The sequence below is a fragment of the Psychrobacter sp. AH5 genome, from assembly GCF_040371085.1.
Classification (GTDB): domain Bacteria; phylum Pseudomonadota; class Gammaproteobacteria; order Pseudomonadales; family Moraxellaceae; genus Psychrobacter.
Map to the genome: position 1 here is coordinate 2,256,678 of NZ_JAMBMT010000001.1, position 26,913 is coordinate 2,283,590.

25 protein-coding genes are annotated in these 26,913 nt (G+C 43.7%); 8 read left to right on the plus strand and 17 right to left on the minus strand.

Annotated features, from left to right (window positions below; all coding sequences use genetic code 11):
• Positions 1-41: 41 nt before the first annotated feature.
• The 4 genes from M0N77_RS09550 to M0N77_RS09565 all read right to left on the minus strand — a co-directional run bounded on the left by M0N77_RS09550 (position 42) and on the right by M0N77_RS09565 (position 3,391).
• The gene (locus M0N77_RS09550) at positions 42-773 is read right to left on the minus strand and encodes an amino acid ABC transporter ATP-binding protein (protein ID WP_353105621.1); all 732 of its coding nucleotides are present in this window, start codon (positions 771-773) and stop codon (positions 42-44) included.
• A 135-nt stretch (positions 774-908) separates the two neighbouring features.
• Positions 909-1,580 carry an ABC transporter permease subunit gene (locus M0N77_RS09555; protein WP_353104958.1) on the minus strand — a complete coding sequence of 224 codons (672 nt, stop codon included), beginning with the start codon at positions 1,578-1,580 and terminating at the stop codon, positions 909-911.
• Entirely contained in the window at positions 1,577-2,323 is a 747-nt protein-coding gene (locus M0N77_RS09560) for an amino acid ABC transporter permease (RefSeq protein WP_353104959.1), read from the minus strand. Before M0N77_RS09560 ends, M0N77_RS09555 begins: the two co-directional genes overlap by 4 nt.
• 90 nt (positions 2,324-2,413) lie before the next feature.
• The gene (locus M0N77_RS09565; RefSeq protein ID WP_353104960.1) at positions 2,414-3,391 is read right to left on the minus strand and encodes a glutamate/aspartate ABC transporter substrate-binding protein; all 978 of its coding nucleotides are present in this window, start codon (positions 3,389-3,391) and stop codon (positions 2,414-2,416) included.
• Between the two features lie 288 nt (positions 3,392-3,679).
• Between M0N77_RS09565 and M0N77_RS09570 the strand changes: the two genes are divergently transcribed.
• Positions 3,680-4,663 carry an Hsp33 family molecular chaperone HslO gene (locus tag M0N77_RS09570; protein WP_353104961.1) on the plus strand — a complete coding sequence of 328 codons (984 nt, stop codon included), beginning with the start codon at positions 3,680-3,682 and terminating at the stop codon, positions 4,661-4,663.
• Between the two features lie 95 nt (positions 4,664-4,758).
• Here M0N77_RS09570 and M0N77_RS09575 read toward each other — a convergent pair whose 3' ends face one another.
• The 10 genes from M0N77_RS09575 to M0N77_RS09620 all read right to left on the minus strand — a co-directional run bounded on the left by M0N77_RS09575 (position 4,759) and on the right by M0N77_RS09620 (position 14,240).
• A complete protein-coding gene (locus tag M0N77_RS09575) occupies positions 4,759-6,267 on the minus strand; it encodes a hypothetical protein (protein ID WP_353104962.1) in 1,509 nt (502 codons plus the stop codon).
• 203 nt (positions 6,268-6,470) lie between these two features.
• Positions 6,471-7,211 (minus strand): fumarylacetoacetate hydrolase family protein, encoded by a 741-nt coding sequence (locus tag M0N77_RS09580; protein WP_353104963.1) that lies wholly within the window; start codon positions 7,209-7,211, stop codon positions 6,471-6,473.
• An 18-nt stretch (positions 7,212-7,229) separates the two neighbouring features.
• Positions 7,230-7,955 carry an ABC transporter permease gene (locus M0N77_RS09585; RefSeq protein WP_353104964.1) on the minus strand — a complete coding sequence of 242 codons (726 nt, stop codon included), beginning with the start codon at positions 7,953-7,955 and terminating at the stop codon, positions 7,230-7,232.
• Positions 7,956-7,967: 12 nt separating this feature from the next.
• Complete coding sequence (locus M0N77_RS09590; protein WP_353104965.1) at positions 7,968-8,702, minus strand: ABC transporter permease; 735 nt, start codon at positions 8,700-8,702, stop codon at positions 7,968-7,970.
• 406 nt (positions 8,703-9,108) lie between these two features.
• A complete protein-coding gene (locus M0N77_RS09595) occupies positions 9,109-9,999 on the minus strand; it encodes an ABC transporter substrate-binding protein (protein WP_371834229.1) in 891 nt (296 codons plus the stop codon).
• A 180-nt stretch (positions 10,000-10,179) separates the two neighbouring features.
• Entirely contained in the window at positions 10,180-11,139 is a 960-nt protein-coding gene (locus M0N77_RS09600; RefSeq protein WP_353104967.1) for a transporter substrate-binding domain-containing protein, read from the minus strand.
• Between the two features lie 29 nt (positions 11,140-11,168).
• Positions 11,169-11,969, minus strand: coding sequence for a transporter substrate-binding domain-containing protein (locus tag M0N77_RS09605; RefSeq protein WP_353104968.1), 801 nt, complete (start codon positions 11,967-11,969; stop codon positions 11,169-11,171).
• Positions 11,970-12,270: 301 nt separating this feature from the next.
• Positions 12,271-13,068: an ATP-binding cassette domain-containing protein gene (locus tag M0N77_RS09610; RefSeq protein ID WP_353104969.1), complete on the minus strand. Its 798-nt coding sequence runs from the start codon at positions 13,066-13,068 to the stop codon at positions 12,271-12,273.
• Between the two features lie 279 nt (positions 13,069-13,347).
• Entirely contained in the window at positions 13,348-13,683 is a 336-nt protein-coding gene (locus tag M0N77_RS09615; protein ID WP_353104970.1) for a hypothetical protein, read from the minus strand.
• A 116-nt stretch (positions 13,684-13,799) separates the two neighbouring features.
• On the minus strand, positions 13,800-14,240 hold the full coding sequence (locus M0N77_RS09620; RefSeq protein ID WP_353104971.1) for a hypothetical protein: 441 nt from the start codon (positions 14,238-14,240) through the stop codon (positions 13,800-13,802).
• Positions 14,241-14,864: 624 nt separating this feature from the next.
• On the opposite strand from M0N77_RS09620, the gene M0N77_RS09625 reads away from it, so the two are divergent.
• The 6 genes from M0N77_RS09625 (at position 14,865) to leuE (ending at position 20,401) form a co-directional block, all read left to right on the plus strand.
• Positions 14,865-16,166, plus strand: a complete 1,302-nt coding sequence (locus M0N77_RS09625) for a glutamate-5-semialdehyde dehydrogenase (RefSeq protein WP_353104972.1) — start codon at positions 14,865-14,867, stop codon at positions 16,164-16,166.
• 145 nt (positions 16,167-16,311) lie between these two features.
• Positions 16,312-17,010 (plus strand): zinc transporter, encoded by a 699-nt coding sequence (locus M0N77_RS09630; protein WP_353104973.1) that lies wholly within the window; start codon positions 16,312-16,314, stop codon positions 17,008-17,010.
• A gap of 172 nt (positions 17,011-17,182) precedes the next feature.
• Positions 17,183-17,971, plus strand: a complete 789-nt coding sequence (locus tag M0N77_RS09635; RefSeq protein WP_353104974.1) for a ribonuclease domain-containing protein — start codon at positions 17,183-17,185, stop codon at positions 17,969-17,971.
• Position 17,972: 1 nt separating this feature from the next.
• A complete protein-coding gene (locus M0N77_RS09640; RefSeq protein ID WP_353104975.1) occupies positions 17,973-18,314 on the plus strand; it encodes a barstar family protein in 342 nt (113 codons plus the stop codon).
• 60 nt (positions 18,315-18,374) lie between these two features.
• Positions 18,375-19,649, plus strand: coding sequence for a sodium/glutamate symporter (gene gltS / locus M0N77_RS09645; RefSeq protein WP_353104976.1), 1,275 nt, complete (start codon positions 18,375-18,377; stop codon positions 19,647-19,649).
• Positions 19,650-19,744: 95 nt separating this feature from the next.
• Positions 19,745-20,401, plus strand: a complete 657-nt coding sequence (gene leuE, locus M0N77_RS09650) for a leucine efflux protein LeuE (RefSeq protein WP_353104977.1) — start codon at positions 19,745-19,747, stop codon at positions 20,399-20,401.
• A 106-nt stretch (positions 20,402-20,507) separates the two neighbouring features.
• Here leuE and glyA read toward each other — a convergent pair whose 3' ends face one another.
• From glyA to M0N77_RS09665, 3 genes are all read right to left on the minus strand, one after another.
• Positions 20,508-21,764, minus strand: a complete 1,257-nt coding sequence (gene glyA, locus M0N77_RS09655) for a serine hydroxymethyltransferase (RefSeq protein WP_353104978.1) — start codon at positions 21,762-21,764, stop codon at positions 20,508-20,510.
• A 266-nt stretch (positions 21,765-22,030) separates the two neighbouring features.
• Positions 22,031-22,540, minus strand: coding sequence for a chorismate lyase (locus tag M0N77_RS09660; RefSeq protein ID WP_353104979.1), 510 nt, complete (start codon positions 22,538-22,540; stop codon positions 22,031-22,033).
• A 60-nt stretch (positions 22,541-22,600) separates the two neighbouring features.
• Positions 22,601-23,935: a GNAT family N-acetyltransferase gene (locus tag M0N77_RS09665; protein ID WP_353104980.1), complete on the minus strand. Its 1,335-nt coding sequence runs from the start codon at positions 23,933-23,935 to the stop codon at positions 22,601-22,603.
• Between the two features lie 641 nt (positions 23,936-24,576).
• Here M0N77_RS09665 and M0N77_RS09670 point away from each other — a divergent pair.
• Positions 24,577-26,793 carry an NADP-dependent isocitrate dehydrogenase gene (locus tag M0N77_RS09670; protein ID WP_353104981.1) on the plus strand — a complete coding sequence of 739 codons (2,217 nt, stop codon included), beginning with the start codon at positions 24,577-24,579 and terminating at the stop codon, positions 26,791-26,793.
• Positions 26,794-26,913 lie beyond the last annotated feature (120 nt).

The window sequence follows — 26,913 nt, forward strand, 5'->3', positions numbered from 1 at the left end:
AAGCGCCTTAATAAAGACGCTAAATCACCACTCAAACACTCTTAATGATTAAGAATCTTTGATAAGAACTGCTGCGCGCGCTCACTTTTTGCCCCTTCAAAAAACTCCTCTTTACTACAGTTCTCAACGATATAACCCTCATCCATAAAGATAATGCGGTTAGCGACTTGGCTGGCAAACCCCATCTCATGCGTCACACACATCATCGTCATACCATCATGAGTCAGCTCTACCATGACATCGAGTACCTCTTGAATCATCTCAGGATCGAGCGCCGAGGTCGGCTCATCAAATAGCATGGCTACCGGATCCATCGCTAATGCGCGCGCGATAGCTACTCGCTGCTGCTGACCACCCGACAGCTCAGCTGGATATTTAGCCGCTTGTGCCGTTAAGCCTACTCGGTCCAAATAAGCCATACCTTTTTGCTTAGCCTCGCTTTCTTTACGACCTAATACTTTGATTTGCGCCACTGTCAGGTTATCGATGATAGTCAGATGCGGGAATAATTCAAAATGCTGAAACACCATACCGACGCGGCTGCGAAGTTTTGGCAAGTTCGTTTTTGGATCGCCGACAGAGATACCATTAACCATGATTTGACCTTTTTGAAAAGGCTCCAAACCGTTTACGGTCTTAATCAAGGTTGACTTACCACTACCGGATGGGCCACACACTACCACCACATCGCCTTTATGCACGTGAGCGGTACAATCTGTCAATACTTGAAAGTCGCCATACCATTTGCTGACACTGTCTATCTCAATTACCATCTCATCGCTAGCATGCCCATTGTCAGTGACCAATCCGCCAAAGTCATTTATAAAGGTCTTAGCATTATTCATCATTGGCTCCTAGCCTTATGCTTAGTTTTGCTGAATGTCATTCAAAATCACTATAAAGCAACTTTAAAATCTTAATTTTTTCTGTACTTGTTGTACGCCTACTGAGGCGGCCAAACTGATAATAAAGTAGATAGCACCGGCACCCAAAATATAAGGGGTTAGTAGACCCATCAGCTCGCCGCGCACATAGGCGGCACGGAAAAAATCAGTCAAACCAATGGCGAATACTAGTGTCGTATCTTGGAATAAAATAATACATTGCTGCAATATCAGCGGCAGCATTTTGCGAAAAGCTTGCGGCAAAATAACCAAACGCATAGTCTGCCCATACGTCATGCCCAGTGCTCTAGCCGCATTGACCTGTCCGCTACCGATAGACTGAATACCGGCTCGCACCACTTCTGAGAAGTAAGCGGCCTCAAACATCATAAAGGCGACTACACAAGACGCAAAAGCGGCATTAATCTTCAGATAACTGCCTGCTATCCAAAAATAAATCAACGGTACCGCAAAGTAAAACCACAGTAGCACTAGCAGTAGTGGTACTGAGCGAAAATAGTTGACGTATAATTTGGCAGGAATCTCTAGCGCCTTAATACCGGATAAACGCATTAACGCTAATATGGTGCCTAAAGTAATACCGCCAAAAATAGCTAAAAACAATACCTTTAAGGTAGTTATCATACCGCCCATCAAGCCTGGGTAGGCTGTCGCAAGTTCGGTCATCATATTCATTTCTGACTCCCTGCAATAAGCCCTGGAACCCTTAATTTGCGTTCAATCAGGCCCATAATGGCAATAAGCGATAGATTAAATACCAGATAGATAATCGTTGCGTAAGTATAAATCTCTAGACTATTTTGGGTATATTCGCTAATGGTTTTGGTTTGACTAATCAGCTCCATAACCCCGACTAGTGAGGCCACCGAAGCGTTTTTGAAACAGTTGGTTAGCTCAGAGCTCAGCGGCGGTAAGATAATACGAAAGGCTTGCGGTAGCAGTACTTGTCTATAAGCTTGCGGAATAGTAAAGCCAAGCGCATAAGCGGCGTTAATCTGTCCTTGCGGCAAGGACTCAATACCGGTACGTACTTGCTCAACGATACGAGCGGCGGTAAATAGCCCAAGACCAATACTCGCTGAGAGCATAGCGGAGGTGTTAGGAGATAAATCCTTATACCACCATTCTTGTAGCGCTGGTGTGAGCCAACCTGGAGCCACATAAAACCAAAAAAACAGTTGTACAAGCAGCGGGATATTGCGAAAAAAAGTAACGTAAGCAGTACCAATACTACGAGCCGTCTTGCTAGGCAAAGTACGCATGATACCGAAAATGGTACCGATGATCATAGCTATGGCCCAAGCAATACTTCCTATCAGCAATAACCAGCCAAGGCCGGTCAGCATCCAGTTAAAATATAGCTCATTACCGATGCCGGTATGCTCAAATAGCACGCCCCAGTTCCAGCTATAATTCATTTTGTCTCTCCATGCAGCAAAAAATAAACTCACGCGTAACCTTTAGATTGAACGCGTGAGTAGCAAGCTATGATGAGTAAAAGCTAGCTCTTACTGCGCTACAGCGGCTTTTGGTTGAGCACTGTCATGGGGATTGGCAATCAGGGCTTTTAGGTTGTCTGACATCTCAAAGTTCAAGTTGACATTTTTTGGTGGAATTGGGTTTAAGAACCACTTGTCATAAATAGCATTAATCTCGCCTGATTTAAAGACGTTGGCTAGCGCCTCATCGACCACTGCTTTAAATTCAGGGTCATCTTTACGCATCATACAGCCATAGATCTCAAACGACTGCGGCTCACCAACGATGACCCATTCCTCAGGGTTTTTGGCTTTAGCTTTTTCGCCGGCTAGTAGCACGTCATCCATCATAAAGGCATCTGCGCGGCCGTTCTCTAACATAAGAAACCCTTCACCGTGGTCTTTGGCTGAGATGATATTGGTATCCATCTGTTTTTCATCATTGTATTGACGAATATAACGCTCAGAGGTCGTACCAGCCGTGGTCACTAGCGTTTTGCCTTTTAAATCTTCAAAATCATTAATGCCAGAGTCAGCCTTGGTCAACAGACGCGTACCAATCTCAAAAAAGCCGTTTGAGAAAGCAACTTGCTTTTGACGTTCTTCGTTATTGGTGGTTGAGCCACACTCAAAATCAACGGTACCGTTTTGGACTAGTGGAATACGAGTTTGTGAAGTGATTAGGTTATAGCGAACATCAAGATCCGGCATATTGAGCTCTTGCTTAATGGCCTCGACCACTTTCATCTCTAAATCATGCGCATAACCCATCGGCTGATTAGGATCATCAGCGATATAAGAAAAAGGAATAGAAGAATCGCGATAGCCGACTACGATAGTGCCTGAGTCTTTGATTTTTTGGAGTGTACCGTTAGTACTGGCAGCGGCTTCAGTAGTAGCGCCATCTGCAGGGGCGGCATCATCGGTAGCAGTTTGATTATTACAGCCTGCTAAACCGAACGCTAAAAAAGCGGCTAATGTTAGAGGTTTGGTAAGTGCGTAAGCCATGAGATACATCCTTTTATCACATCATTATTTAGTTAAAAAATGCTAAATTCGGTATTATTACCAACAAGCATCCATGCAGTTACTTTTAGTTATCTTAATGCAACTCAATGTTACTGTACAACACTTTTATTATTATTGTCCAAATTTTTGATTATTTGAGCGACTTTCTATAATAAATCTGCCCTTTTTAGCTAATAGCTTTGCTAGATAACACTATGGTTATTATTGATAAATTAAGAACAACCCCCATAAAGCTAACACCTTCTTAACTTAGTAAGATAAAAATATATGACACAAGATACTTCCGCTGCAACTACCCATAACCAGCCATTATCTGCGCAAACTCCTACCAATGATGTCCGTCAGCGCTTCTTTATTGAGGACTCGCCAGTACGCGGTGATGTGGTGCGTTTATCACGCAGTTATGCAACCACTATCGCGCAAAAGCCTTATCCTGAAGCCATCAAACGCTTGCTTGGTGAGATGTTAACCGCGGCCAGCTTGCTTATCGGTACGGTCAAAATCGATGGCCGTCTGTCTATTCAGTTGCAGTCCTCAGATAGCGATAGCCTACTGAATTGGGCGATGGCAGAGTGCGATCAAAACGGTATTATCCGCGCGCTTGCTAGCTGGAAAGCAGACAATGACGAGCAAGTACAAGCTTGGGATAATATGATCGATGCCAAGCAAGCTTTTGCTGAATTAGGCGAAGCTGGTAAAGGGGTATTATTTATTAATATCCAGCCTGATGGCGGTGAGCCGTATCAAGGTATCGTCGAGCGTAGCCATGATAATTTGGCAGACTGCTTGGCGCATTATCAAAAGCAATCGGCACAGATTCCGACCTTGATTAACTTAGCCTCAGATGGCCTACAAGCGGGCGGTGTACTGGTGCAAATGCTGCCGCGTACCGTTCAAGAAACCGTTGAAGTAGAACAAAATCAAGATGCCGGTATCGATGATGATTTGTGGACGCGTCTAACTATGCTCACTAGTACTGTCAAAGATGAAGAATTGACTACGCTTGCTGCTAGCGAGATTATTTACCGCTTATACAATGAAGAGAGCGTGGTCGCCCCTGAGCCTGTCAGCTTAGAATTTGGCTGTACTTGCTCGCGTGAGAAATGTGAGACGGCGATTGAGCAGATTGGCGAGACTGAGGCTTTAGATATCTTAGAGGAGCAAAACGGCAGCTTTGAGATGGACTGCGGCTTTTGTGGTGAGATCTATAAGTTTGATAAAGACGATGTAACAGCTATTTTTGCGGAGTAGTTTTTTTATTATAACCACTCAAAACCCCTTAAGATGAGAGTCTTAAGGGGTTTTTTTAGATATCAACATGCTTAAAGCTAGGTTTTAATTGTACTCTAAGAGTCTTCCGTCTGTAAACTTAAGCTTTGAGGATAAGAATGAATACGATCTCGGCTAGCGTAATCGCTTTTACCATTATCTAGTAACCACTCTACCACTTGTTCGCGCACTCTTCGACTGTGTATAAGGCCCATGTGATTGACGCCATAAAAGACTGCTTTATGACCCTCTGGTACAAACAAATTATGCTCGCCATCATCTTCGCCTAGGGCAGAAGCTACCGAGACTAAACTATCTCCCAAAAGATTGGTGACTTTTGAATCATAGTGCGTCTCAATCAAGGCGCTCGCGACAAAAAAGGTCTTAACGCCGGTAGGCAGACGCGTAGGATGGCGAAAATCTTGGGGTAACACATTACGCCCCTCTAAAGACTGCCAGTCAGCATCACGAATACTACCATGACGAAGATCTATAATACCAGCGCTGCGCATGTCGCCTAAGTGCGCAAGCGAGCTGGCAAAGGGAACTTTACTGATAATGTCTTGTACCATAAAACCAATACGCTCAAGCAAAGCACCGTGATGAGGCGAGCCTAAAGTAATCAGATTACCAACACGTTTGACCCAATCTAGACGGTCTTGTTTGCCATAATGTAGCGCACTACGAGCGACTAGGCCGCCCATACTATGGCCCACTATATCTATTTGACTGATATTTGGATTATTATCAACCAAGCTTTGTAGCAGTTTGGAGAATTTGTGACCGCTACGTGAGATACGTCGTCCGGTATTATAATCAAGATAGAGTACCGTTGCCTCTGGTTGACTACGACTGATAGCCGCGCCTAAGCTATTCTCCTCTTCAGGATGCCAGCTTAGATAACTCAAACACAAACCATGACATAAGATAATAATACGCCCCGATAGTCCCTCATGACGCAGATTGCCATCGGCATCATAGAGCACCATGGGAATCGCTAGAGAGTTACTATGATTGACCAAATGATCGCCCATCACGCCATTAAAGACGTTGACTAGCTTTTTTAGTCCATGCGACAGTGGTTGAGAGCTGGTTTGTGTGGCCATGTTTTTATACAAACGTAAGCCTGAAGCTAGATTATTGCCTACCATCAGCATAATATAACGCACAAGACCATAGACGCGTCCTGTTATGCCGCCTTGCCAATTATTTAGATTATTTTTATTAAAGCGGCCTATAGGACGTAACATAATCTCGCGGTGCATCGACTCTACGATCTCAGTGACTTCAACCACGCCCATCGTCGCTAGCTGCGCTAAGCCTTCAAAAAAGTCTCCTAAAGATAGCGGCTTATTTTTGATAGTTTCATCGGCATCATCTGCCAATAATCGAACCAGCTCCTCCATATCTAACGCATCAAGCTGCGAGATATGTTCGTACAGATCGCCATGCAGCGGCATGCTAGCTTTGGAGATAGGATGAACCCCAGGCTGATAATGAAACATACCTTCATTACCAAAGCTGCTGCCATAACTATCGTGGGTAGCATCGGGCAAGTCTGGAGTATGGGTTTTAGGAGTAGTCATAGCGTTCTTCGTAGCACTCATAGGAGAGAGAGGTATTCTGCAAAATACAGATTTCTATACTAGCGATTATATGCTACAAATAGAAGCGAATGGTTTGATTTATAAGTCATTTTTATAACCAGTTTGAACCTCCATAAAAAGACTACAAAATAAAAAGAGGAGCTTTTAGAGATTAGAACAATAAAAAACAGGCGCAAAGATTATTAGCGCACTTGCGTTTGCCACTGATGCTCGCCAAGCGTCAACTGCAATTGATCGCCTGCTTGTAAAACCCCAACGCCACTTGGGGTACCTGTCATGATAACGTCGCCTGCTTGTAAGCTAAAAGCGTGACTACTCTCAGCAATGAGCTCATAGATAGGAAACAGCATCAGCGCGCTATTGCCTTCTTGCTTAAGCTCATTATTGATATGCAGCTGATAACTAACCTGAGTTAAATCACCAAAACTCGTTACCTCAAGCCAATCTGCTAGCACACAAGCGCCATCGAAGCATTTTGCACGCTCCCAAGGGTGAGCTTTGGCTTTTAGCTGACTTTGCAATTCTCTTAAGGTTAAATCCAGCCCTAAAGTTATAGCGCCAATCGCTTGTTTTGCTTGCTCAGCAGTAGCCTTAGATAAGTCTGCCGCTAACTGAATGCACAGCTCGGCCTCATAATGCGTCTCGCCATAGAGGCTGGGATCAGGGCGAATAATATCGTTATGAATCGATACTATCGAAGAAGCTGGTTTTATAAATAATAGTGGCAAGCTTGGCACTTCATTGCCTAATTCATGAGCGTGAGCGGCGTAGTTACGACCGACACAAACCACTTTACCAACACACTCACGCAGCTTAGCATTAGCTTTATTATCAATATTAGAAGTAACATTATTATTAGAGATAACATTATTGTCGTTATTAATAATAGCGGCGGCTATAGTAGCGTGTGGCGATTGGCTCATGACAGGCTCTCAGATTAATTATGGAATAGTATTAGTCATTACATCAGGCGGCACATAGCTGGCGTGACGATTCATTCTTTTCTCAAAACGGCCAAAACCAAATAAGATGACCCAAGATAATAGTAGATAAATCACACCAGCGGCAAAAAACAGCTCCATCAAGGTATAGGTGCGCGCGCTAATAGTACGCGCCACTCCAGTGATATCCATCAGCGCAATAGTAGAAGCAAGAGCACTACCTTTGAGCATAAAGATGACCTCATTACTATAGGCTGGGATTACAATACCAAAAGCGCGTGGTAAGGTAATACGGGTAAGCTTTTGCCACTTTGATAAACCAATAGCGTCGGCAGCCTCAAGCTCGCCTACCGGAATCGCTTGTATAGCGCCGCGGATAATCTCCGCAAGATAAGCGCTAGTATTAAGGGTAAAGGCAATAATCGCACACCAATACGCTTGGCTTAGTACTGGCTCCCATAAGAAAGACTCACGCACCGCCTCAAACTGTCCAAGACCATAATAGATCAAAAATATCTGTACCAGTAGCGGCGTGCCCCGAAAAAAGAAAATATACAAAAAAGGTAATAGCTGGACTAGCCAATTCTTGGATAAGCGTAGCAAAGCTAATATCAAAGCCAAAAACAGCCCGACAATACCGGAGATGACCACCAGCTGTACCGTCAATACCGCACCGCTCAACAAATCAGGGATACTATCAAAGATAACTTGCCAATTCCAATCCATAGTCTCTCTCCTCTACCCTAAGGTTGATTGTTGATGAGTGGATTGACGGCTGATTTTTTTGGCATAGCGGGCCGCTGGATTAGCGCGCCACTCCAGCCAAATCATAAAGCCGGTGATAAGCATAGTGAGACCTAAATAAATAATAGCGGCGGCCATATAAAAGGTAAAAGGCTGCTGAGTGGATTGGGCGGCACGTGAGGACTGATACATAATATCTTTTAGACCGACAACGGAGACAAGAGCGGTATCTTTTAGCAATACTAAAAATAGATTACCTAAACCTGGCAAGGCAATTTGCCAAACTTGCGGCAAGGTCACTCGATAAAAAGTCTGAAATGGACGCATGCCTATCGCCTGCGCCGCTTCTTTTTGGCCGACAGGAATCTCCTGAATCGACATCCGGAATATCTCAGTAGCGTAAGCACCAAAAGCGATAGATAAGGCCATCACTCCGCCCCAAAAAGCACTAATCTCTACATATTCGGTGTAGCCAAACTTTTTGAGAATGCTCATCAGTAAGATGGAGCCGCCATAATAGATAAATAGCACTAACAGCAGCTCAGGGATACCGCGCATGGTGGCGGTATAAATAGTAGCGAGCTTACGCAATATCCAAACGTTTGACAGCTTCGCCGTCGCCCCAAGCAAGCCTAGCACCATACCTATAGCGAGGCTGGTGATGGCAAGCTTGATGGTGACGGTAGCACCGCTCAGTAATAGGGCACCAAACCCTTGTAAATCAAACACAATTATTCACTCAGTCTCTTTATGTTGGCGGCAACCGCGCGTTATTAGCAGTCCATAACCTAGCGCTCAAGACACCAAGCTGTGCCAATGGCGCTCAAATGCAGCAATAGTTATGGTCTATAATAGCGAGAAGCGTTTTAGATGTATCTAATAAATAACTACCGATTGACCCAGTAATTTACTGATTTATTAGTCAGATAGAAATAAGCGCTGATTTTATCATAACTGAGACGATCGATGTTAGGGTCTGTTAAACATTCAAGCGCTACTGATAATAACTGCTAAGTCAAAATAGCCAATCAAGGAGAATAAAAAAGGATAGCGCTGTGAGAGCGATATCCTTTAATACAATAAGCTAGGACTGTATCATTATAAATAATTGGCTAGATAACTTAGACTGAGCTTACTATTGAGTCACTACTTCTGCTTCTGTTGTTTCTACTGAGTCATCGCTGTTACTAGCCGCCGGAATAGCAAAATACTTTTGATTAATAGCCTTATAAGTACCGTTAGCCTTTATATTAGCGAGTGATTGATTGATTTTGGCTTGTAGCGGATCGCCTGGGCGTACTGCAATAGCAAAATTATCATTGATATCAATCTCCTCGCCCTTTAGCACATATTGACTGCCAGAGGCAGAGCTCAGCCATTCGATAGCCGGTAGCTTATCAGAGATCATTGCCTCTACTCGGCCTGATCCTAAGTCCAAAAAGGCGTTACTCAAAGTATCATATAGCTGCATATTGGCTTTTGGATAAGCCTCTTCTAACCACTGTGAGGAAATCGTTGAGCGCTGAGCGGCAATGCTTTTTGAATTAATATCATCGCTATTACTCGGATCAAAGGAGCTATCTTCTTTGGCTAAAAACACCAAAGTATTACTAAAATAGGGATCGGTAAAGCTGACTTGTTCAGCGCGCTCTGGGGTGACCGACATAGCAGCAACAATAGCATCGTATTTGCCCGCTTTAAGACCGGGGATAATACCATCCCAGTCCTGCGCGATAATCTCACAAGTGACTTGCATATCGGCGCACAAAGCGTTAGCTATCTCGATATCAAAACCACCGAGGCTGCCATCAGCATTGGTATAGTTAAAAGGAGCATAAGCGCCCTCGGTACCAATGCGCAGTACCTCATCAGTCGTCTCGGTAGTAGCCTTACTAGTAGGTTCAGTAGCAGCGGTTTCAGTATCTTGAGAATTACTACAACCGGCTACCGCTACCAATGCTACCGCTGCTAATAGCGCCTTGGGCAAAAAATAACGTGAAGCAAAAACAGTAGAGTGATTTATCATCATCCTTGACTTCCTCATAGTAAATAATGTGAATAATAAGTAATTTGAGATAAATAGAATAAAAGGAGAGCCGTATAAAAATAATGGCGCTCTACACTGCTATTAAGTATAAAGCACCATTATCATCAACTTCGTATCAACACAGCTGTTATACCACGCACTTGCCATCTATTTAATAGATTAGTTAGCGGTCTCTTGTTGCTCTTCAGCGGCAATCGTTGCATTTGCATCGACATCGACATTGTCGCCTTCCACAACGATAACTTCTTTGACGCTATCGGCTTTAGCCGCTTTATTAGCCGCCGCGGTTGAGCTGGTACCAAAGTAACTGCCAGTGATCTGATCATAAGTGCCATTGGCTTTTAGCTCAGCTAATGCTGCATTGAATTTACCCACTAAAGGATCGCCTTTACGAAAAGCTATCCCCATCGCATCTTCTTCAGTGCTGATCTCAGCTCCTTTGACTTCATAATCTTTGCCAGCCTCAGTTTTTAGCCAATCGATGCCAGTGACTTTATCAGACATCATAGCGCGTACACGACCTGAGGTTAGATCTAGATAAGCGTTATCCTGCGTATCATAAAGCTTGATATCAGCATCTGGATACTCATCTTGCAAATACTGCGAGGATACCGTTGAGCGCTGTGACGCTACTGGCTGGCCTTTTAGGTCGTCAACGGTGATATTATCGCCTTTTTTACCAATAAGAATAATACCAGTATGAAAGTAGGGGTCAGTGAATTCAACCACTTCTTTACGCTCAGGGGTAATCGACATACCAGCGATAATCGCATCGAACTTTTGGGCATTTAAGCCAGGAATAAGGCCATCCCAGTCCTGCGATATCAGCTCACATTCCGCCTGCATTTGCGCGCATAAAGCATCAACTAGCTCGACTTCATAACCGATAAGCTTACCATCAGCATCGGTGTAGCTAAAAGGCTTATAGCTAGACTCGGTAGCTATTTTTATATTCATTGGTGTGGTAGTGGCCGCCGCATCCTCTGCAACTTTACCCTCTTCTGGAGCTGATGGGCTACTACAAGCGGCTAGCATTAGCATAGCGGCGCTTAACGGCGCTAGCCATAGTGCTTTGCTAGCTGTTGGCGACTTAGCTGATGAATTCATTAATAGGGTCATTTGGTGTTCCTCATTTATCGACCAACAGATTATTGATTAAAGTTTGCCTGCTCAAGACGTGCCAGCTCTCCGTTACTACGGATTTCGCTTAACGCTTTATTAAAGTCGTCTTTTAGAGGATCGCCTTTACGTACAGCAATAGCGATATTGTCATCGTTATCAATCTCTTCACCCACGATACCAAAGCCTTCTGGATTGTCTTTGAGCCAAGCTTTGGCAGAGACTTTTTCGGCCAGTACCGCATCGCTACGACCAGATTTTAGATCTAAATAAGCATTGTCATAATTATCATAAAGCTGGACGGTGTTACCATCAACGCCTTCATAATTATCTTGCAGATAAGCGCCTGGAGTGGTTGAGCGCTGGCCACCTAAATTTAGGTTGCTGATGTTTTTTGGATCAAAGCTACCGTTGGTATCAGTCAGCCAAACCATCGTATTGGCAAAATATGGCTCAGTAAAGTCGACTTTTTCTTGACGCTCAGCAGTGATAGACATACCAGCTATGACCGCATCATATTTTTGTGCTAAGAGGCCTGGGATAATACCGTCCCAATCTTGCGCAACAATCTCACAGTTGGCTTGCATCTGCTCGCATAATGCATTGGCAACATCGACATCATAACCACCCAAACTACCATCAGCATTGGTATAGTTAAAAGGAGGATAAGCACCTTCGGTGGCGATACGAATGGTTTTACCAGCGACATCGGCAGCAGGCGCATCAGCGTTAGCATCAACTGTTTCTTCGCTTGGCTGGCTACAAGCACTTAGGGCTAGCGCGGCGGTGATAGTCATTGATGACCACAAGAGACGAGAGTTCGACATCATATATTCCTTATTTTGATTTAACATCCCTATCAAATCATCAAGCAAATGAGTAGTAATAGTGATAAATATTAGTGACTTGTAAACCCATCGATAATACCTGACAACAATATCAAAAACAAACGTTTTAGCTATTGACTGTCATTATCCGGTAATAAACGGTTATGATATATCTGCAATGATTTAGCTAGGAACAAAATTATTAACGAATGGATAATTCAATTTATGAAGCCAATAATTTACAAAGGCAACAGCTTTTAGAGCCAATTGTTTACAAAGCCGCTAGAATTTTATACCGACAATATCAGTTCTGGCGATGTGAGTCCATAAAGTCTCGAACGCGAACTGAGTTTGGATTGTCAAAAATCTGCTCAGGCGTTCCCATCTCCTCAACGATGCCTTGATGCAAGAACACCACTTGGCTTGAAACATCACGGGCAAAACGCATCTCATGGGTGACGATAAGCATAGTACGCCCCTCTTCTGCTAAGTCCTGCATGACCGCTAGCACTTCATTGACTAGCTCTGGATCAAGCGCAGAGGTTGGCTCATCGAACAGCAGTACCCTTGGCTGCATAGCCAAGGCGCGCGCAATGGCGACACGCTGACGTTGACCGCCAGAGAGGTTAGCCGGATAAGCATCTTTTTTATCAGAGAGACCTACCTTTTTTAATAGCTGCTCTGCATCACTGATGGCTTGATCTTTTTTGATCTTTAGCACTTGAGTAGGTCCTTCAATGATATTTTGCAAAATAGTCTTATGCGGCCATAGATTGAAGTTTTGAAAAACAAAACCCACTCGCGCGCGCAAATTCTCAAGCTGTTTATTATTGACCGCTTGCATCTCGCCTGACTTATTCGCTTTTAGCAGCAGCTCATCATCGCCGATAGTAATACGACCTTTGGTCGGCTTTTCTAATAGATTAATGCAGCGCAGTAAGGTTGACTTGCCGGAGCCTGACGAGCCTAAAATTGAGATGACATCGCCATCATAAGCGGTAAGCGACACCCCTTTTAGCACCTCTAACGAGCCATAGCTTTTATGCAGGTCTTGGATATCTAAAGCGATAGGGCGAGGTTGATTTTTGGCAATATCAAGCATGGTTAAACAGGTTTCCGATTGTTATGAATAAGAGTTGCAATTGAGGACACTAGCTATCAGCCCTACAGGCTTTAATAACCATTATCTAAAAAATGCGCTAAATTGATGTTGGACAAAAAAACGCAGCGTATTGTCGCTCATAATACGGTTAAAAGGCAAATGCGTATACTCACTGCCTAATACTCATAAAAAAAGCCCCATTTACTTTCGTAAATTTGAGCTTTATTTTAACACTTTAGCTAATCTCACGCTGTATTATCTGTAGCGCTTATCGACTAATTAATAAGTCGAGATATGCTCTTCTGACTCAGAGCCATCTAACACCTCAGAGTCATCAGCCGTGGCGATAGCAACATCATCATCAGCAGTAGCGATGGCTACACTATCATTGACTAAGGGGTCATCAGAGATATCAGCACTATTAACGCCCTCAGCGACTTGCTCAACGTCATCAACGCCTGTTGCTTCTTGCTCTACAGGAGTTTGCGCATCGTCTATGGTGTCCATAGCTTCAGGCTCATCAAGGGGCTTCTCTTTATCAGCGCAAGCGCTAAGCGAGAGAGCAGAAGCTGCGAGTGCTGCTAGTAACCATAATTTTGGGGTAGTATTTTTCATAATCCTCTCACTTAATGTCGTTGTTTGTTATAAAACTTCTATTAAGCCTTGCCAAATAACTACAAGACGTCTTAGGCCGTATTTAATGTGCTTTTACTAATCATAGAGTATCAGACTTAATAAGTCTCGTTAGTTTCTTCTATTATCATATCGTTGTCACTGTTATTTGTGATATCAGCAGTCTCAACACTACTAGAGGTCGGCGTCTGCTTGACTTCATTATCTAGCACCACCTCACTATTGACCGTGCTGCTGACACCGCCCGTCGTGTCTTTTGCCGCAGGAGCCATATCGCCCATGACCGCTCCTGTACTCTCAGGCTCATCACTGCTAGGTAGTACCGGATTGTCCTCACGATCGCTAATCATAGGCGCATTCTCTGCCGCTATCTCAGCGGCAGCTTCCTCTTCGGACGTTTCTGCATCAAACTCATGTACTGAGCCTTCCATAGTAGAATCGTCTTTTTTATCACAAGCACTTAAGGTAAGCACGGTAGCTGCTAAAGCGGTTAAAAAAAGTTTTTTATAAGGAGATAGTTGATAAGAAGATAATTGCATAGTTTTATGGCTCTTAATGATGTGTTTTATAACTTGATTGACGCTGATAAATAATAACGTAAATAACAATAAATCGTTATCGTTTTATTAATTTATGGTAGCGATATTATAAAGGGCTACTTTGTCATAACTCCTTGGCTAGTTACAGCTTAGTTCTGTTAAAAACACGTAACCCCTTTATAATAAAGCTATATCCATAGCTTATCGAGATACTAGCTATTACCCTCAGCTTTTCACAAATCTGCCTTTACTATCAGGCTCATCTGCTCTATTTTAAATAGCATAAGACTTTTGGTAATCTAAAATCACTTTTTTATCTCTCATTAGGGTCTGTTGAACATTCGATCATGGCACTGACAGAGACTATTTTTTAGGCGATTCTAGATTAAAAATATCTAGTTTAGCATCCTAAGCGGATCTTTTTAATGACGAATCGGCAAAAAAGAGTCCTGTCCTTGCAGGCTGATGCTAAAATTGTTCTATTCGTTATAAAAATCTAGCCAATACAATAAGCATTACCTGCGATTTTTACTTAGACTAGAACCATTTTAGCTATCAGCAGTGCTCATTTATAAATGTTCAACAGACCCTAAATAAAACCCATCACTATAAGGAAAATAATTGATGACTCAATCAAACACTACAGACGTCAAAGCTTATATGCAAACCGTTGGTCAGCAGGCTCGCGCCGCTTCTCGCGCTCTAGCTGCTGCTAATACTGGCGACAAAAACGCTGCGCTAATGAGCATTCATGACGAGCTAGTCAATGCCAAAGCCGATATCCTAAAAGCGAACAAGATAGATATGGATAAAGGGCATAGCAATGACTTGGAGGCTGCGCTGCTCGATCGTTTAGAGCTCAATGACGCAAGATTTGAGGGTATGCTACAAGGCCTCAAAGACGTCGCTGCCCTGCCCGATCCTATTGGTGAAGTCACTGATATGACTTTTCGTCCCTCTGGTATTCATTTAGGTAAAATGCGTGTGCCATTAGGCGTCGTCGGTATGATTTATGAGTCGCGTCCTAATGTGACTTTGGAGGCCGCTTCACTGGCGCTCAAATCCGGCAATGCTATTATCCTGCGCGGCGGCTCTGAAGCTTTTGAATCCAATCAAGCGATCGCTAAATGTATCCATAAAGGTCTAAATAAAGCCGGACTCTCTGAGCATAGCGTACAGGTGCTAGAGACTACTGATCGCGCCGCGGTCGGCGAACTGATCACCATGACCGAATACGTCGATGTGATCGTGCCGCGCGGCGGTAAAGGCCTCATCGCTCGTATTAGCGAAGATGCCAAAGTGCCCGTCATTAAGCACTTAGATGGTAATTGTCACACCTATATCGATAGTGATGCCAAAGCGGATATAGCAATAGAGGTCAGCGTCAACGCCAAGACTCATCGCTACGGTACTTGTAATACTATGGAGACCTTATTGGTAAATAAAGACGTGGCAAATGAGATGCTGCCAAAAATCGCTGAAGCTATCGTAGCCGCTGACGACGCTATGCAGCTAAGACTTGATGAGCAAGCACAAACTATCTTAAAGGATAATGCTAAGCTTGATGGTCACTTATCAGCGGCGACTAGTGAGGACTGGGATACTGAGTACCTCGCGCCTATCTTAGCGATAAAGATCGTTGATGATTTGGACGCAGCGATTGAACATATCAATACTCATGGTAGCCACCATACTGATGTGATTATTACCGATAATTATAGTAAGTCGCAGCGCTTCATCCGTGAGGTTGACTCAGCGAGCGTGATGATTAACGCTTCTAGCCGCTTTGCTGATGGGTTTGAGTACGGCCTTGGCGCTGAGATTGGTATCTCAACCGATAAGATCCATGCTCGTGGCCCCGTCGGCCTTGAGGGTCTAACCTCACAAAAGTGGATCGTCTATGGTCATGGCGAGACCCGCGCTTAACTTTGCTTATTTATACAATTTTTAAACGATACGTCAGCTTAATAGCTGGCGTTTTTTATAATGGCTATACAAAAAAAATTTTAAATAATGCTACCTTTACTACGATTATAGATAATGATTTATATCGAAACGCAAGAGGTTAGCTATGATGGTTTTTTTAGTTATTATTATAGTGTCAGCCGCATTAATTGTCGGTGCACTTTGGGGCACTTATGGCAAGCTGCCAGATTGTCTACAAGGCAATCTATTAGCCATAGCGGGTGGCGCTTTGATGCTGTCTGTGGTGCTACAAATGCTACAACCTGCGGTCAGTCACAGCGGACTATTAGCGACTGCCTTTTTTACTTTATTAGGCGCTGGGGTATTTACTAGCATAGATTATCTAATAGATGAAAAGCTGCAAAGTAGTAGTGGCGGCGGCCTGCTGGCAGCGGTCACCTTGGACGGTGTGCCTGAGAATTTAGCGCTAGGCGTGTCTTTGATCAGTGGCAATGTTATGCAAGTTGCGGCGCTTGCCGGCTCCATTTTATTATCCAACTTACCAGAGGCGGCAGGCGGCGCTAAGCAAATGCAAGAGTCCGGCTCTAGCCATAAAAAAATAATCCTGATCTGGATCGGCGCGGCTATTTTATTATCACTCGCGGCTATCGCTGGCAACTTTTTATTACGCGATGTGTCTAAGTCAATCATAAGCTTGATAGACTGCTTTGCTGCCGGAGCCGTCATTGCCTCACTCGCCACCGAAGTGTTTCCAGATGCTTTCAAAAAAGGCAGTCATTGGGCGGGTATTAGCACCGCTATCGGCTTAGTTTTGGCCTTAGGATTAGATCAATTGGGAGGCTAACAAAGCCAGTAGTCGCTACTAGACAACACGATTTGTTATAATTTTTGCTAAAATAGCGGTTTAGTTGTCCATTTTTTGCGCTATTTAAAGTATAATTCATAGCTAACGTCAGCCTAATCGCTGGCGTTTTTTATTATTTAATGCAGAGCTTCTTGATAAGGATATCTTGCTGATGCAAAGTGGCAAAATAAAATACTGGAATGAGGATAAGGGTTACGGCTTCATCGATGTCGATCATCAAATCGAGGATGTATTTTTTCATGCCAGTAACACTAAGCTATCAGCGCCGATTAGCATAGGACAGGGCGTTTATTTTAATAGCGAGCGTAATGATAAAAACCAATTACGGGCAACTGAGGTCAGCTCTATCTGTTTAGAGCTGCCAAAAAGCGCCGTATCAGCCTCAAAATCAGTATCGGCAGCAACGACTCAGGCTTCGCTAAGCACCAAACACTATAATCAATTAAACCGTCAAAATCTGCGCCGTAATAAAAGTAGTAATAAAAATAATTATCATGCGAACTCAAATAAAAAAAGCTCGCTATCTACTTTATTTAGCCTAGTCGCTCTTATCGCTGCCGCGGTTTATTTTTTTGGCGATATACAGTCAAGCTTTTTTGGCGACAACTTATCGGCGCTTAATCATACGCAAAGCTCCTCAGTCCTAACAGATGAAACGACTGTCAAGGCTATTACTGGCGATGCGCAAATCGACAACACTATTGCGCTGATTAAGCAAGGTGGCCCCTACCCTTATCCTCATAAAGATGGCAGCACTTTTTATAATCGCGAGGGCAGACTCCCAGCTCAGCCCAGTGATTATTACCGCGAATATACCGTGCCTACGCCAGGTCGCTCTGATAGAGGAGCACGGCGTATCGTTACAGGTGGCAACCCACCCAAAGTTTATTATCTGACCATCGACCACTACGATAGTTTTAGCCAATTGCAGGTAAAATGATATGAGCCAAGCTATTTACTATGTTAATAAAAACCGTATTAATGAGAGCGATATTCCTAAGCAAGCTATTGCCATTGGTACTACTGAAAATATCGATAAACAATCTTTATTAATAGGATTGGCTAAAGCAGGTAATTTCCCAGATTATTTTGCTCCTAACTGGGATGCGCTATGGGACTGCTTAACCGATAGTGATTTATGTTATTTAAGCTTGGATTTAACGCAGAGTAAAAGTATTAACCCCGAAGACTTTAATACTTTTAAGACTATTATAGAAGAAGCCTATAGGGATTTTGGTAAGCCGCAGCTATGGATTGTGGTAGCCAATCAGGAAGCTAAATAGACTAATGAATGTCGAAATTATGATTTATTTGAGCTAAATATTATATAAAAGGATGACGTTATGGAACTTGCCTTAAACGGTTATTATACGTTGATATTAGCGACGTTCGTGCTACTACTCGGACGTTTTTTAATCAAAAAAATAAAGGTGTTAGAGGACTTTAATATTCCAGAGCCAGTAGTCGGCGGCTTGGTTGCCGCTATTGTAGTCTACGCGCTGAATTTGATTTGGGGTTATAGTTTTAACTTTCATCAAGGCTTGCAAACGGCGACGATGCTGATGTTTTTTGCCTCTATTGGCCTTAGTGCTGATTTTGGTCGGCTCAAAGCGGGCGGCTCGCCGTTATTTATTTTTACTATTGTCGTCTCGGTATTTATTATCTTACAAGATGTCGTCGGCGTCGCTATGGCAAGCGCTTTAGGACTTGATCCGCTACTAGGATTGGTCACCGGCTCCATCGCTTTGACCGGTGGACACGGGACAGCAGGCGCATGGGGCGTGGTATTAGAAGAAGAATACGGCGTGGTTGGTGCAACAACACTCGGTATCGCGGTTGCGACTTATGGCTTGGTGGCAGGTGGTCTGATCGGTGGACCTGTGGCCCGTAAGCTCATTCATAGGCTAGGCATCAGCCCAACTTTAGCTGATCCCAACCCCACTGATATCGAAAAAGTCGCCGGCGCGCAGTCGTTATATAGCACTAAGCACGATGAAGATGCGATCATGAACGATAAGGAGATTTTCGAGAAACCCGATCACATTCGCCTGATCACCGCCTCCTCTACTATCGAGTCATTAGCCCTATTTGCCGCCGCTTTAGCTTTTGCAGATATTATGACCAATGTCGCCGAAGGTACTTGGTTTCAGCTTCCTACCTTTGTTTGGGCACTAGCGGCTGGGGTTATCATTCGTAACTCGTTAACTATTGTTTTTAACTTTGAGATGTTTGATCGCGCTATTGATGTCATCGGTAACGCCTCGTTGAGCCTATTTTTAGCTATGGCGCTATTATCTTTGAAGCTCTGGCAATTGACAGATTTGGCAGGTCCGGTACTGATTATTTTATTAGTACAAACGCTACTTATGGTTATCTATGTTTATTTTGTGACTTTCAGAATTATGGGCAAAGACTATGATGCAGCGGTCCTCTCCGCCGGACATTGCGGCTTTGGTATGGGTGCAACCCCGACCGCTATTGCCAACATGCAGGCGGTAACCGATCGCTATTTGGCCTCTCCAAAAGCCTTCTTAATCGTGCCGATGGTTGGTGCTTTCTTTGTCGATATCGTCAACGCTACTATATTGCAGATATTTACGCAGCTGCCGTTTATGTAGAGAATAAGTAGCAATAAAATATCGTAGATTTAGAATAACCCCGATTATATTTTGTATAATTGGGGTTTTTATTGGCTAGTGGTAAAGGACTTTTTATGTTTGGTATCACCGATCTTACCGCTTATATTATTGGCTCCATTATCATCATCTTATTGCCTGGACCAAACAGCTTATATTGTCTCTCGGTGTCAGCGGCGCACGGCGTACGTAGAGGCTATCGCGCTGTTGCAGGTATTTTTGTGGGCGATAGTATTTTGATGTTAGTGACCGTTTTGGGCGTAGGCAGTTTACTCAAGCTCTACCCTATTGTGTTTAATGCCATCAAACTTATTGGCGGGCTGTATTTGCTGTATTTGGGTATAAAGCTATTGCTTGGCGCTCAGCAAACCTTTCGTCATAGAGCGTTGTTGACTGAAGCTACGCCTAAAGTCTCAGCGCCGCCTGCTAGCCAAAACTTTTTTTATCGGGCTTTACTACTGAGCCTGACCAATCCTAAAGGGATATTATTCTTCTTATCTTTTTTTGTGCAATTTGTCGAGCCAACTTACCCGCATCCCTTTTTATCCTTTTTTATTCTCGCAGTCATTTTGCAGATTATTAGTCTTAGTTATCAAAGTCTAATGGTATTCTCCGGTAAAAACTTATCAAACAGATTTAGCCGCTCCCCTAGATTAATCATCGCTAGCATGAGCTTGACTGGGTTGTTATTTATCGGCTTTGCCATTAATTTGTGGTTGGCGCAGTTAAGCTGACTCAAAAGCATCAGTCTATAAAGATCTTCATATTTATATTAAAAAACCGCCTAGCAAAAAGCTAAGCGGTTTCAATTTTTAAAAATCTAAAAGCGGCTAAAAAGCGTTACTGATTTTTCTCATAAACTGGCTTTTTGGCGCAGATTGCTTTGACTTTTTCGCGAGTGTCACTGATGACTTTTTCATCGCCGCGACTATCTAATACATCACAGATCCAATTTGCTACTTCTTTGACATCTGATTCATCAAAGCCGCGAGTGGTCAATGCTGGCGTACCGATACGGATACCAGAGGTAACGAAAGGCGATTTTGGATCGTTAGGAACGGCGTTTTTATTGACAGTGATATAAGCATCGCCAAGCCACGCATCCGCTTCTTTACCAGTCATTTCTTGCTTAACCAGACTTATAAGCATTAGATGGTTTTCGGTACCGCCAGAGATGATCTCATAGCCGCGATCCATGATAACTTCTGCCATCGCTTTGGCGTTTTTCACGACTTGTGCTTGATAGTTTTTGAAATTATCTTCGAGCGCTTCTTTGAAGCAAACCGCTTTACCAGCGATAGCGTGCATAAGCGGGCCGCCTTGGTTGCCTGGGAAAACAGCAGAATTTAGCTTTTTGGCAAGCTTATCATCACGTGACATGATGATACCTGAGCGTGGGCCACGTAAGGTTTTATGAGTGGTACTAGTGACCACATCCGCGAAAGGCACTGGGTTTGGATACGCGCCAGTAGCGGCAAGACCTGCGATGTGTGCCATATCGACTAGGAAATAAGCGCCCACTTCATCAGCGATATCACGGAAACGCTGCCAATCGACCACTTGCGAGTAGGCCGAAAAACCGGCGATGATCATCTTTGGCTTGTGCTCACGGGCTAAGCAATCGACTTCATCATAATCAATGAGGCCAGTCTCTTCGACTAAGCCATACTGTACGGCATTGTAGTTGATACCTGAGAAGTTAATATGCGCGCCATGAGTCAAGTGACCACCGGCATCAAGGCTCATACCTAGCACCGTATCATTAGCCTCTAATAACGCCAAAAATACCGCTGAGTTGGCTTGACTACCTGAGTGCGGCTGCACGTTGACATACTGGGCACCAAATAGCTCTTTGGCGCGGTCAATGGCCAATTGCTCAACCACATCGACGTGTTCACAGCCGCCATAATAGCGCTTGCCTGGATAACCTTCGGCGTATTTATTGGTTAGATCTGAACCCTGCGCTTCCATCACCGCTTGTGAGCAGTAGTTTTCTGAAGCGATAAGCTCGATATGGCTTTCTTGACGTTTGCTTTCAGCTTCCATCGCTTCTGCCAAGGCAGGATCAAATTCTTTTATAGAGATATTCTTAAACATAGTTAGGTCCTATATAAGGTGTTTGGTAAAACGAGAGTTTTTAGAAACGAGATAATAGGGTCAGCTAATAATAACTAGCCTGAAAATAATAATAATCAGTTAGGAAAAGTTAGGGTCTAGCAGCTACTCAGCAATGATTTTTAGGGTCTTCATCCGCTTAAGTTTTGCTGTAGCCTGAGTTTAACATGAAATCTAGTTCTATGAGCGTAAAAGCTTACTTTAAGATTAGCAAATGAGCTATTTTTATAATAAAAACCATTGCCAAACTATTCGTTCCTACTAACTAAAAAATCCGGCAAAAAAGTCTCACTAATGAGCAGCGCTCTACCGTACCAGTCATAACGCGTTTGCCGCTGCCAACCTTTATCGGTATATGAGATAAAGCGCTGATTGGGCAAAGTCTGGTGACGCTTAAATAACACATAACCGATGGGTGTGCCTTTGAGCTGCTGTAATCGTTTGGCAGACCCCTGCAAGCTAGTTAGTGGAAAAATGCTTTGTGCCCATACCCACGGCTGCTCGCTATCACCATATAACTGTGCCTCGCGTACCCAAGCGAGCACAGGTCTATTGTACTGCTGCTTTGGAAGAGCTAACTGCTGCTTTTGGGCTAATGTCAGGAGCCGATAACCTTCAAAGCAGCGCTCTACTCGTAATGGCTGACCTGACTTGGTCTCTAACATAGCGGTCAGTGAGCCCTCAGCATTAAGCCAAGGTAACAGCTTAGGTGGTGGCGATAACGAGGTAGATAAAGAAGAGGAAAAACATCTTGGCATAATAGTTATTGGCTTTAAAACGTTAGGATTGTTAGCTAAAGAGCAGGCTAATAACTATGCTCACTTGCTACTATCAAAAATTGGCATATTATCGGCATTAAAAGGTAGCGCCTCATGCGCTTGCTCACGATATTGCGCCATATGCAAACGATCTTTACGACAAAAATCACTAATCGCCGGAATAAAACGCTCATCATAAATACGGTGCAAAGAATGCGTCGTCGTCGGAATAAAACCGCGAACCAGCTTATGCTCGCCTTGTGTGCCTGGATCAAAATACTGCAAACCTTGTTCAATAGCAAACTCAATACCCTGGTAATAGCATAGCTCAAAGTGCAAACTATCATAATCCGCCAGCGCGCCCCAATAGCGACCGTAGAGCGTTGAGTGCTCACTATCAGGATTATCGTATAAGAATAAACTGCTAGCGATAATCTCGCCCGTATTATCGTAAGCTAAGGCTAGCATCAGATGCTCTGGCATACTCCTTGCCAGCTTCATAAAAAAGCTCAGTGTTAGATAAGGCTGCTGACCGCGCACCGCATAAGTCATCACATAACAATGATAAAAAGCTTGCCAATCGCTATCGGTAATCTGCTCGCCGCATTTACGCTCACACCTAATATCTTGCTCAGCGACTTTGCGGCGCTCAGCGCGAATAGTCTTGCGTTTTTTGGCTTTTAGCGTCGCTAAAAAGTCCTCAAAATCAGTAAAGAAGTTATGGTTAGGGTTTAAGTGCCGGTCTGCGCTTAGCTTGTGATTTTGCCACAAAAACTGACAGCCTTGGCGCTCAAGTATCGGTAGCGACTGCTTATTCTTTATAGCTTTTTGGGTAGTATCCTTAATCAAAGCGGCATGATTATTAGTAATAGCTTTGGCAATCTCTTGAGGAGATGAAGCTGCTATCTTTGCTAGCTTAGGCTCAGCGAATAAACAGTGCCAACTAGAAGCACCCACTTGCTGAGCAATATCGTCCACGCCAGCGATAGCCGTTTGTATAATCTCAGTCGTCAAACTCTCGCCTACTGCTAACCACAGGCGTTGACCGCTAATGGGCGTATAAGGCACGCTAGTAACCAAACGCGGATAATAATCCAGCCCATAATGCGCGTAAGCCTGTGCCCAAGAGTAATCGAAGACAAATTCGCCTTGATGATGGCCTTTGACAAAGACTGGCATTACCGCCACAGGCTGCATATTATCTTTATCTGTATTTGTCTCTTCGCTACGGTACACCAATATATAAATAGGCAACCACCCTGCTGCCTCGCCGATGGCTCCTGTATCACTCAGCGCTTGCCAAAAAGCAAAAGACATAAAAGGCGTGTCGGGGGTCTGCCAAGCCGCTTGCTTTTGCCAACTCATATCGCCTACTAGCGCATATTCCAAATTCATGACACCTACTATTTTTGTATATTAAGAACTTATTAGACTACCAAAATTTGCTCTTAATGCTGTCACAATTTGCAAATTTTTAGCGGATCATACTTTTAGCCCTCTAGTGCGACTTGTAAGCGCTCAATAGGCTTTCATTGATATAAAAAAAACAACGCAAAAACAAAGGTTATTGCGATTGAAAGGATGTTATTGAAGCTTAGGACTGTTAGAATAAGGCTATTAATAGTGTAATATAATTTAAAGACATGAGATATTGGCAATCATACTATGACTAGTTCATTTTGCTGTATTGACATCGCAATGAATTTATAGTTTATCAGCTTGATATGCTAGCTAGCATCAACCCTAAGCTGTTTACACCCCCTTTTAAATAGCTTGTTTTAACAGCGCAAATATTTATCAAACCGCTACAGTACGATAGTCAAACCATCTCTTAACGTAAGCTTATTAAAACGCTCTAAGCAGAATTATAATTCTCCAAGAGACCACCCACCCAGTCGTTTATCTAAAAGCTGCTTGTCTAAAAGCAATGCCTATTAGTACCTCAATATTCTAGGCTACTGCTAAAGCTATTCAAGCCCTATATAACTGTTTAATTTGAGCTTTATTATCAACCACTTAAAGGAATAAATACTAAAATGTTAAAACTTATCTATACTAAGACTGACGAAGCCCCAGCGCTGGCTACTATATCTTTTTTACCTATCGTAAAAACCTTTGCCAAAACCGCAGGCATCGATGTCGAAACCGCCGATATCTCTTTAGCTGGACGCATCATTGCGCTATTTCCAGATTTTATCAATGAGGAGCAGCGTATTCCTAGCGCCTTTAGAGAGCTACGTGAGCTGGTCAAAACCCCTGGCGCTAACGTCATTAAATTGCCCAATATCAGCGCTTCTATCCCCCAATTAAAAGCAGCTATTAAAGAGCTACAAGATAAAGGCTACGCCCTACCCGATTATCCTGATCATCCAGAAACTTCTGAGCAAAAAGACATCCGTACACGTTATGACAAAATCAAAGGCAGTGCGGTAAATCCTATTCTACGGGAAGGCAATTCCGATCGCCGTGCGCCAAAAGCGGTCAAAGCTTATGCTCGCAGTCATCCGCACTCAATGGGTGCTTGGAGCGCTGACTCTAAGTCTCACGTCGCTACTATGGATCATGGCGATTTTGCCGATACTGAGCAGTCCGTGACTATTGAGCAGCCAACCGATTACCGCATTGTGCATACTGCTGATGACGGTACGGTGACAGAATTAAAAGCGCCAGCGCCCCTACTGGCAGGTGAGGTGATTGATGCCGCTATCTTAAGCCATAAGGCTTTGGTTGAGTTTTTAGAAGAGCAAGTCGCCGATGCTAAAGCGCAAGATGTGTTATTTTCACTACATCTAAAAGCGACGATGATGAAAGTCTCTGACCCTATTATCTTCGGTGAAGCGGTAAAAGTGTTTTTCAAAGAGCTGTTTGACAAGCATGGCGATACTTTTGCGGAATTAGACGTCAACGTCAATAATGGTTTTAGTAATCTGCTTGCTAAATTGCAAGAGCTGCCAGATGACAAGCGTCAAGAGATTGAAGCGGATATTAAGCGCATCTATCAAAGCAATCCAGACCTTGCGATGGTCAATTCTGATAAAGGTATCACTAACTTGCACGTGCCAAGCGATGTCATCGTTGATGCCTCCATGCCAGCGATGATTCGTAGCTCAGGTAAAATGTGGGGCGCGGATAATGAGCTGCACGATACTAAGGCCATCATACCTGATAGCAGCTATGCTTGTGTTTATGATGAAACCATCAAATTCTCCAAAGAGCACGGCGCGTTTGATCCGGCGACTATGGGCTCAGTACCTAACGTTGGGCTGATGGCACAAAAAGCGGAAGAATATGGCTCGCATGACAAAACCTTTTTAATTCCAGCAGCAGGTAAAGTACAAGTGCTTGATAGCGATAATAATATTCTTACCGAGCATCAAGTAGAAAAAGATGATATCTGGCGGATGAATCAAGTCAAAGACGCACCGATTCAAGACTGGGTCAAATTAGCCGTCACGCGGGCGCGCGCAAGCAAAGTACCAACGATCTTTTGGTTAGACAAAAATCGTCCGCATCACGCCGCTTTGATCAAAAAGGTTGAACGCTACCTAAAAGACTATGATACAACGGACTTAGATATCCGCATCATGCCCGTCCGTGAAGCCACGCGTTTTACTTTAGAGCGTCTAAAAGAGGGCAAGGATACCATCTCAGTCACCGGTAACGTGCTCCGTGATTATCTCACTGACTTATTCCCAATTTTAGAATTAGGCACTAGTGCCAAAATGCTCTCTATCGTACCGCTGATGAATGGTGGCGGTCTGTTTGAAACTGGAGCTGGAGGTTCTGCGCCAAAGCACGTGCAGCAATTGGTTGAGGAAAATCATCTGCGCTGGGACTCGTTAGGCGAGTTTTTGGCCTTAGCCGAATCTTTAGAGCACCTCGCCATTCATGAAGACAACCCTAAAGCGCAAGTACTCTCAGATACGCTAGATACTGCCACAGAAAAGCTGCTTATGACGGACAAATCACCGTCACGTAAAGTTGGCGAGATTGATAACCGTGGTAGCCATTTTTATTTGGCACTGTACTGGGCCCAGCAGTTGGCTGAGCAAACTGAAGATAATGAGCTCAAAGAAAAATTTGCATCTCTAGCCAAAAAACTGGCCGATAATGAAGAGACTATCATCAAGCAGTTGAATGAGGTACAAGGTCATGCCGTCGATCTTGGTGGTTATTATCTGCTTGATGACACTTTAGCGACAGCGGTAATGCGCCCAAGTGAGTTATTTAATGAGATTTTAGCTTCGTTTTAGTCGGTATTAGCAAAGAGCGCCTATAAATTAGCACCTTACGCTTATGCGCTCCAACCTTACAAAGCCATTGAAAGGTTGGCGTCTTGTTAATTGACTAATAGTTAAGCTGAACTATAGTTA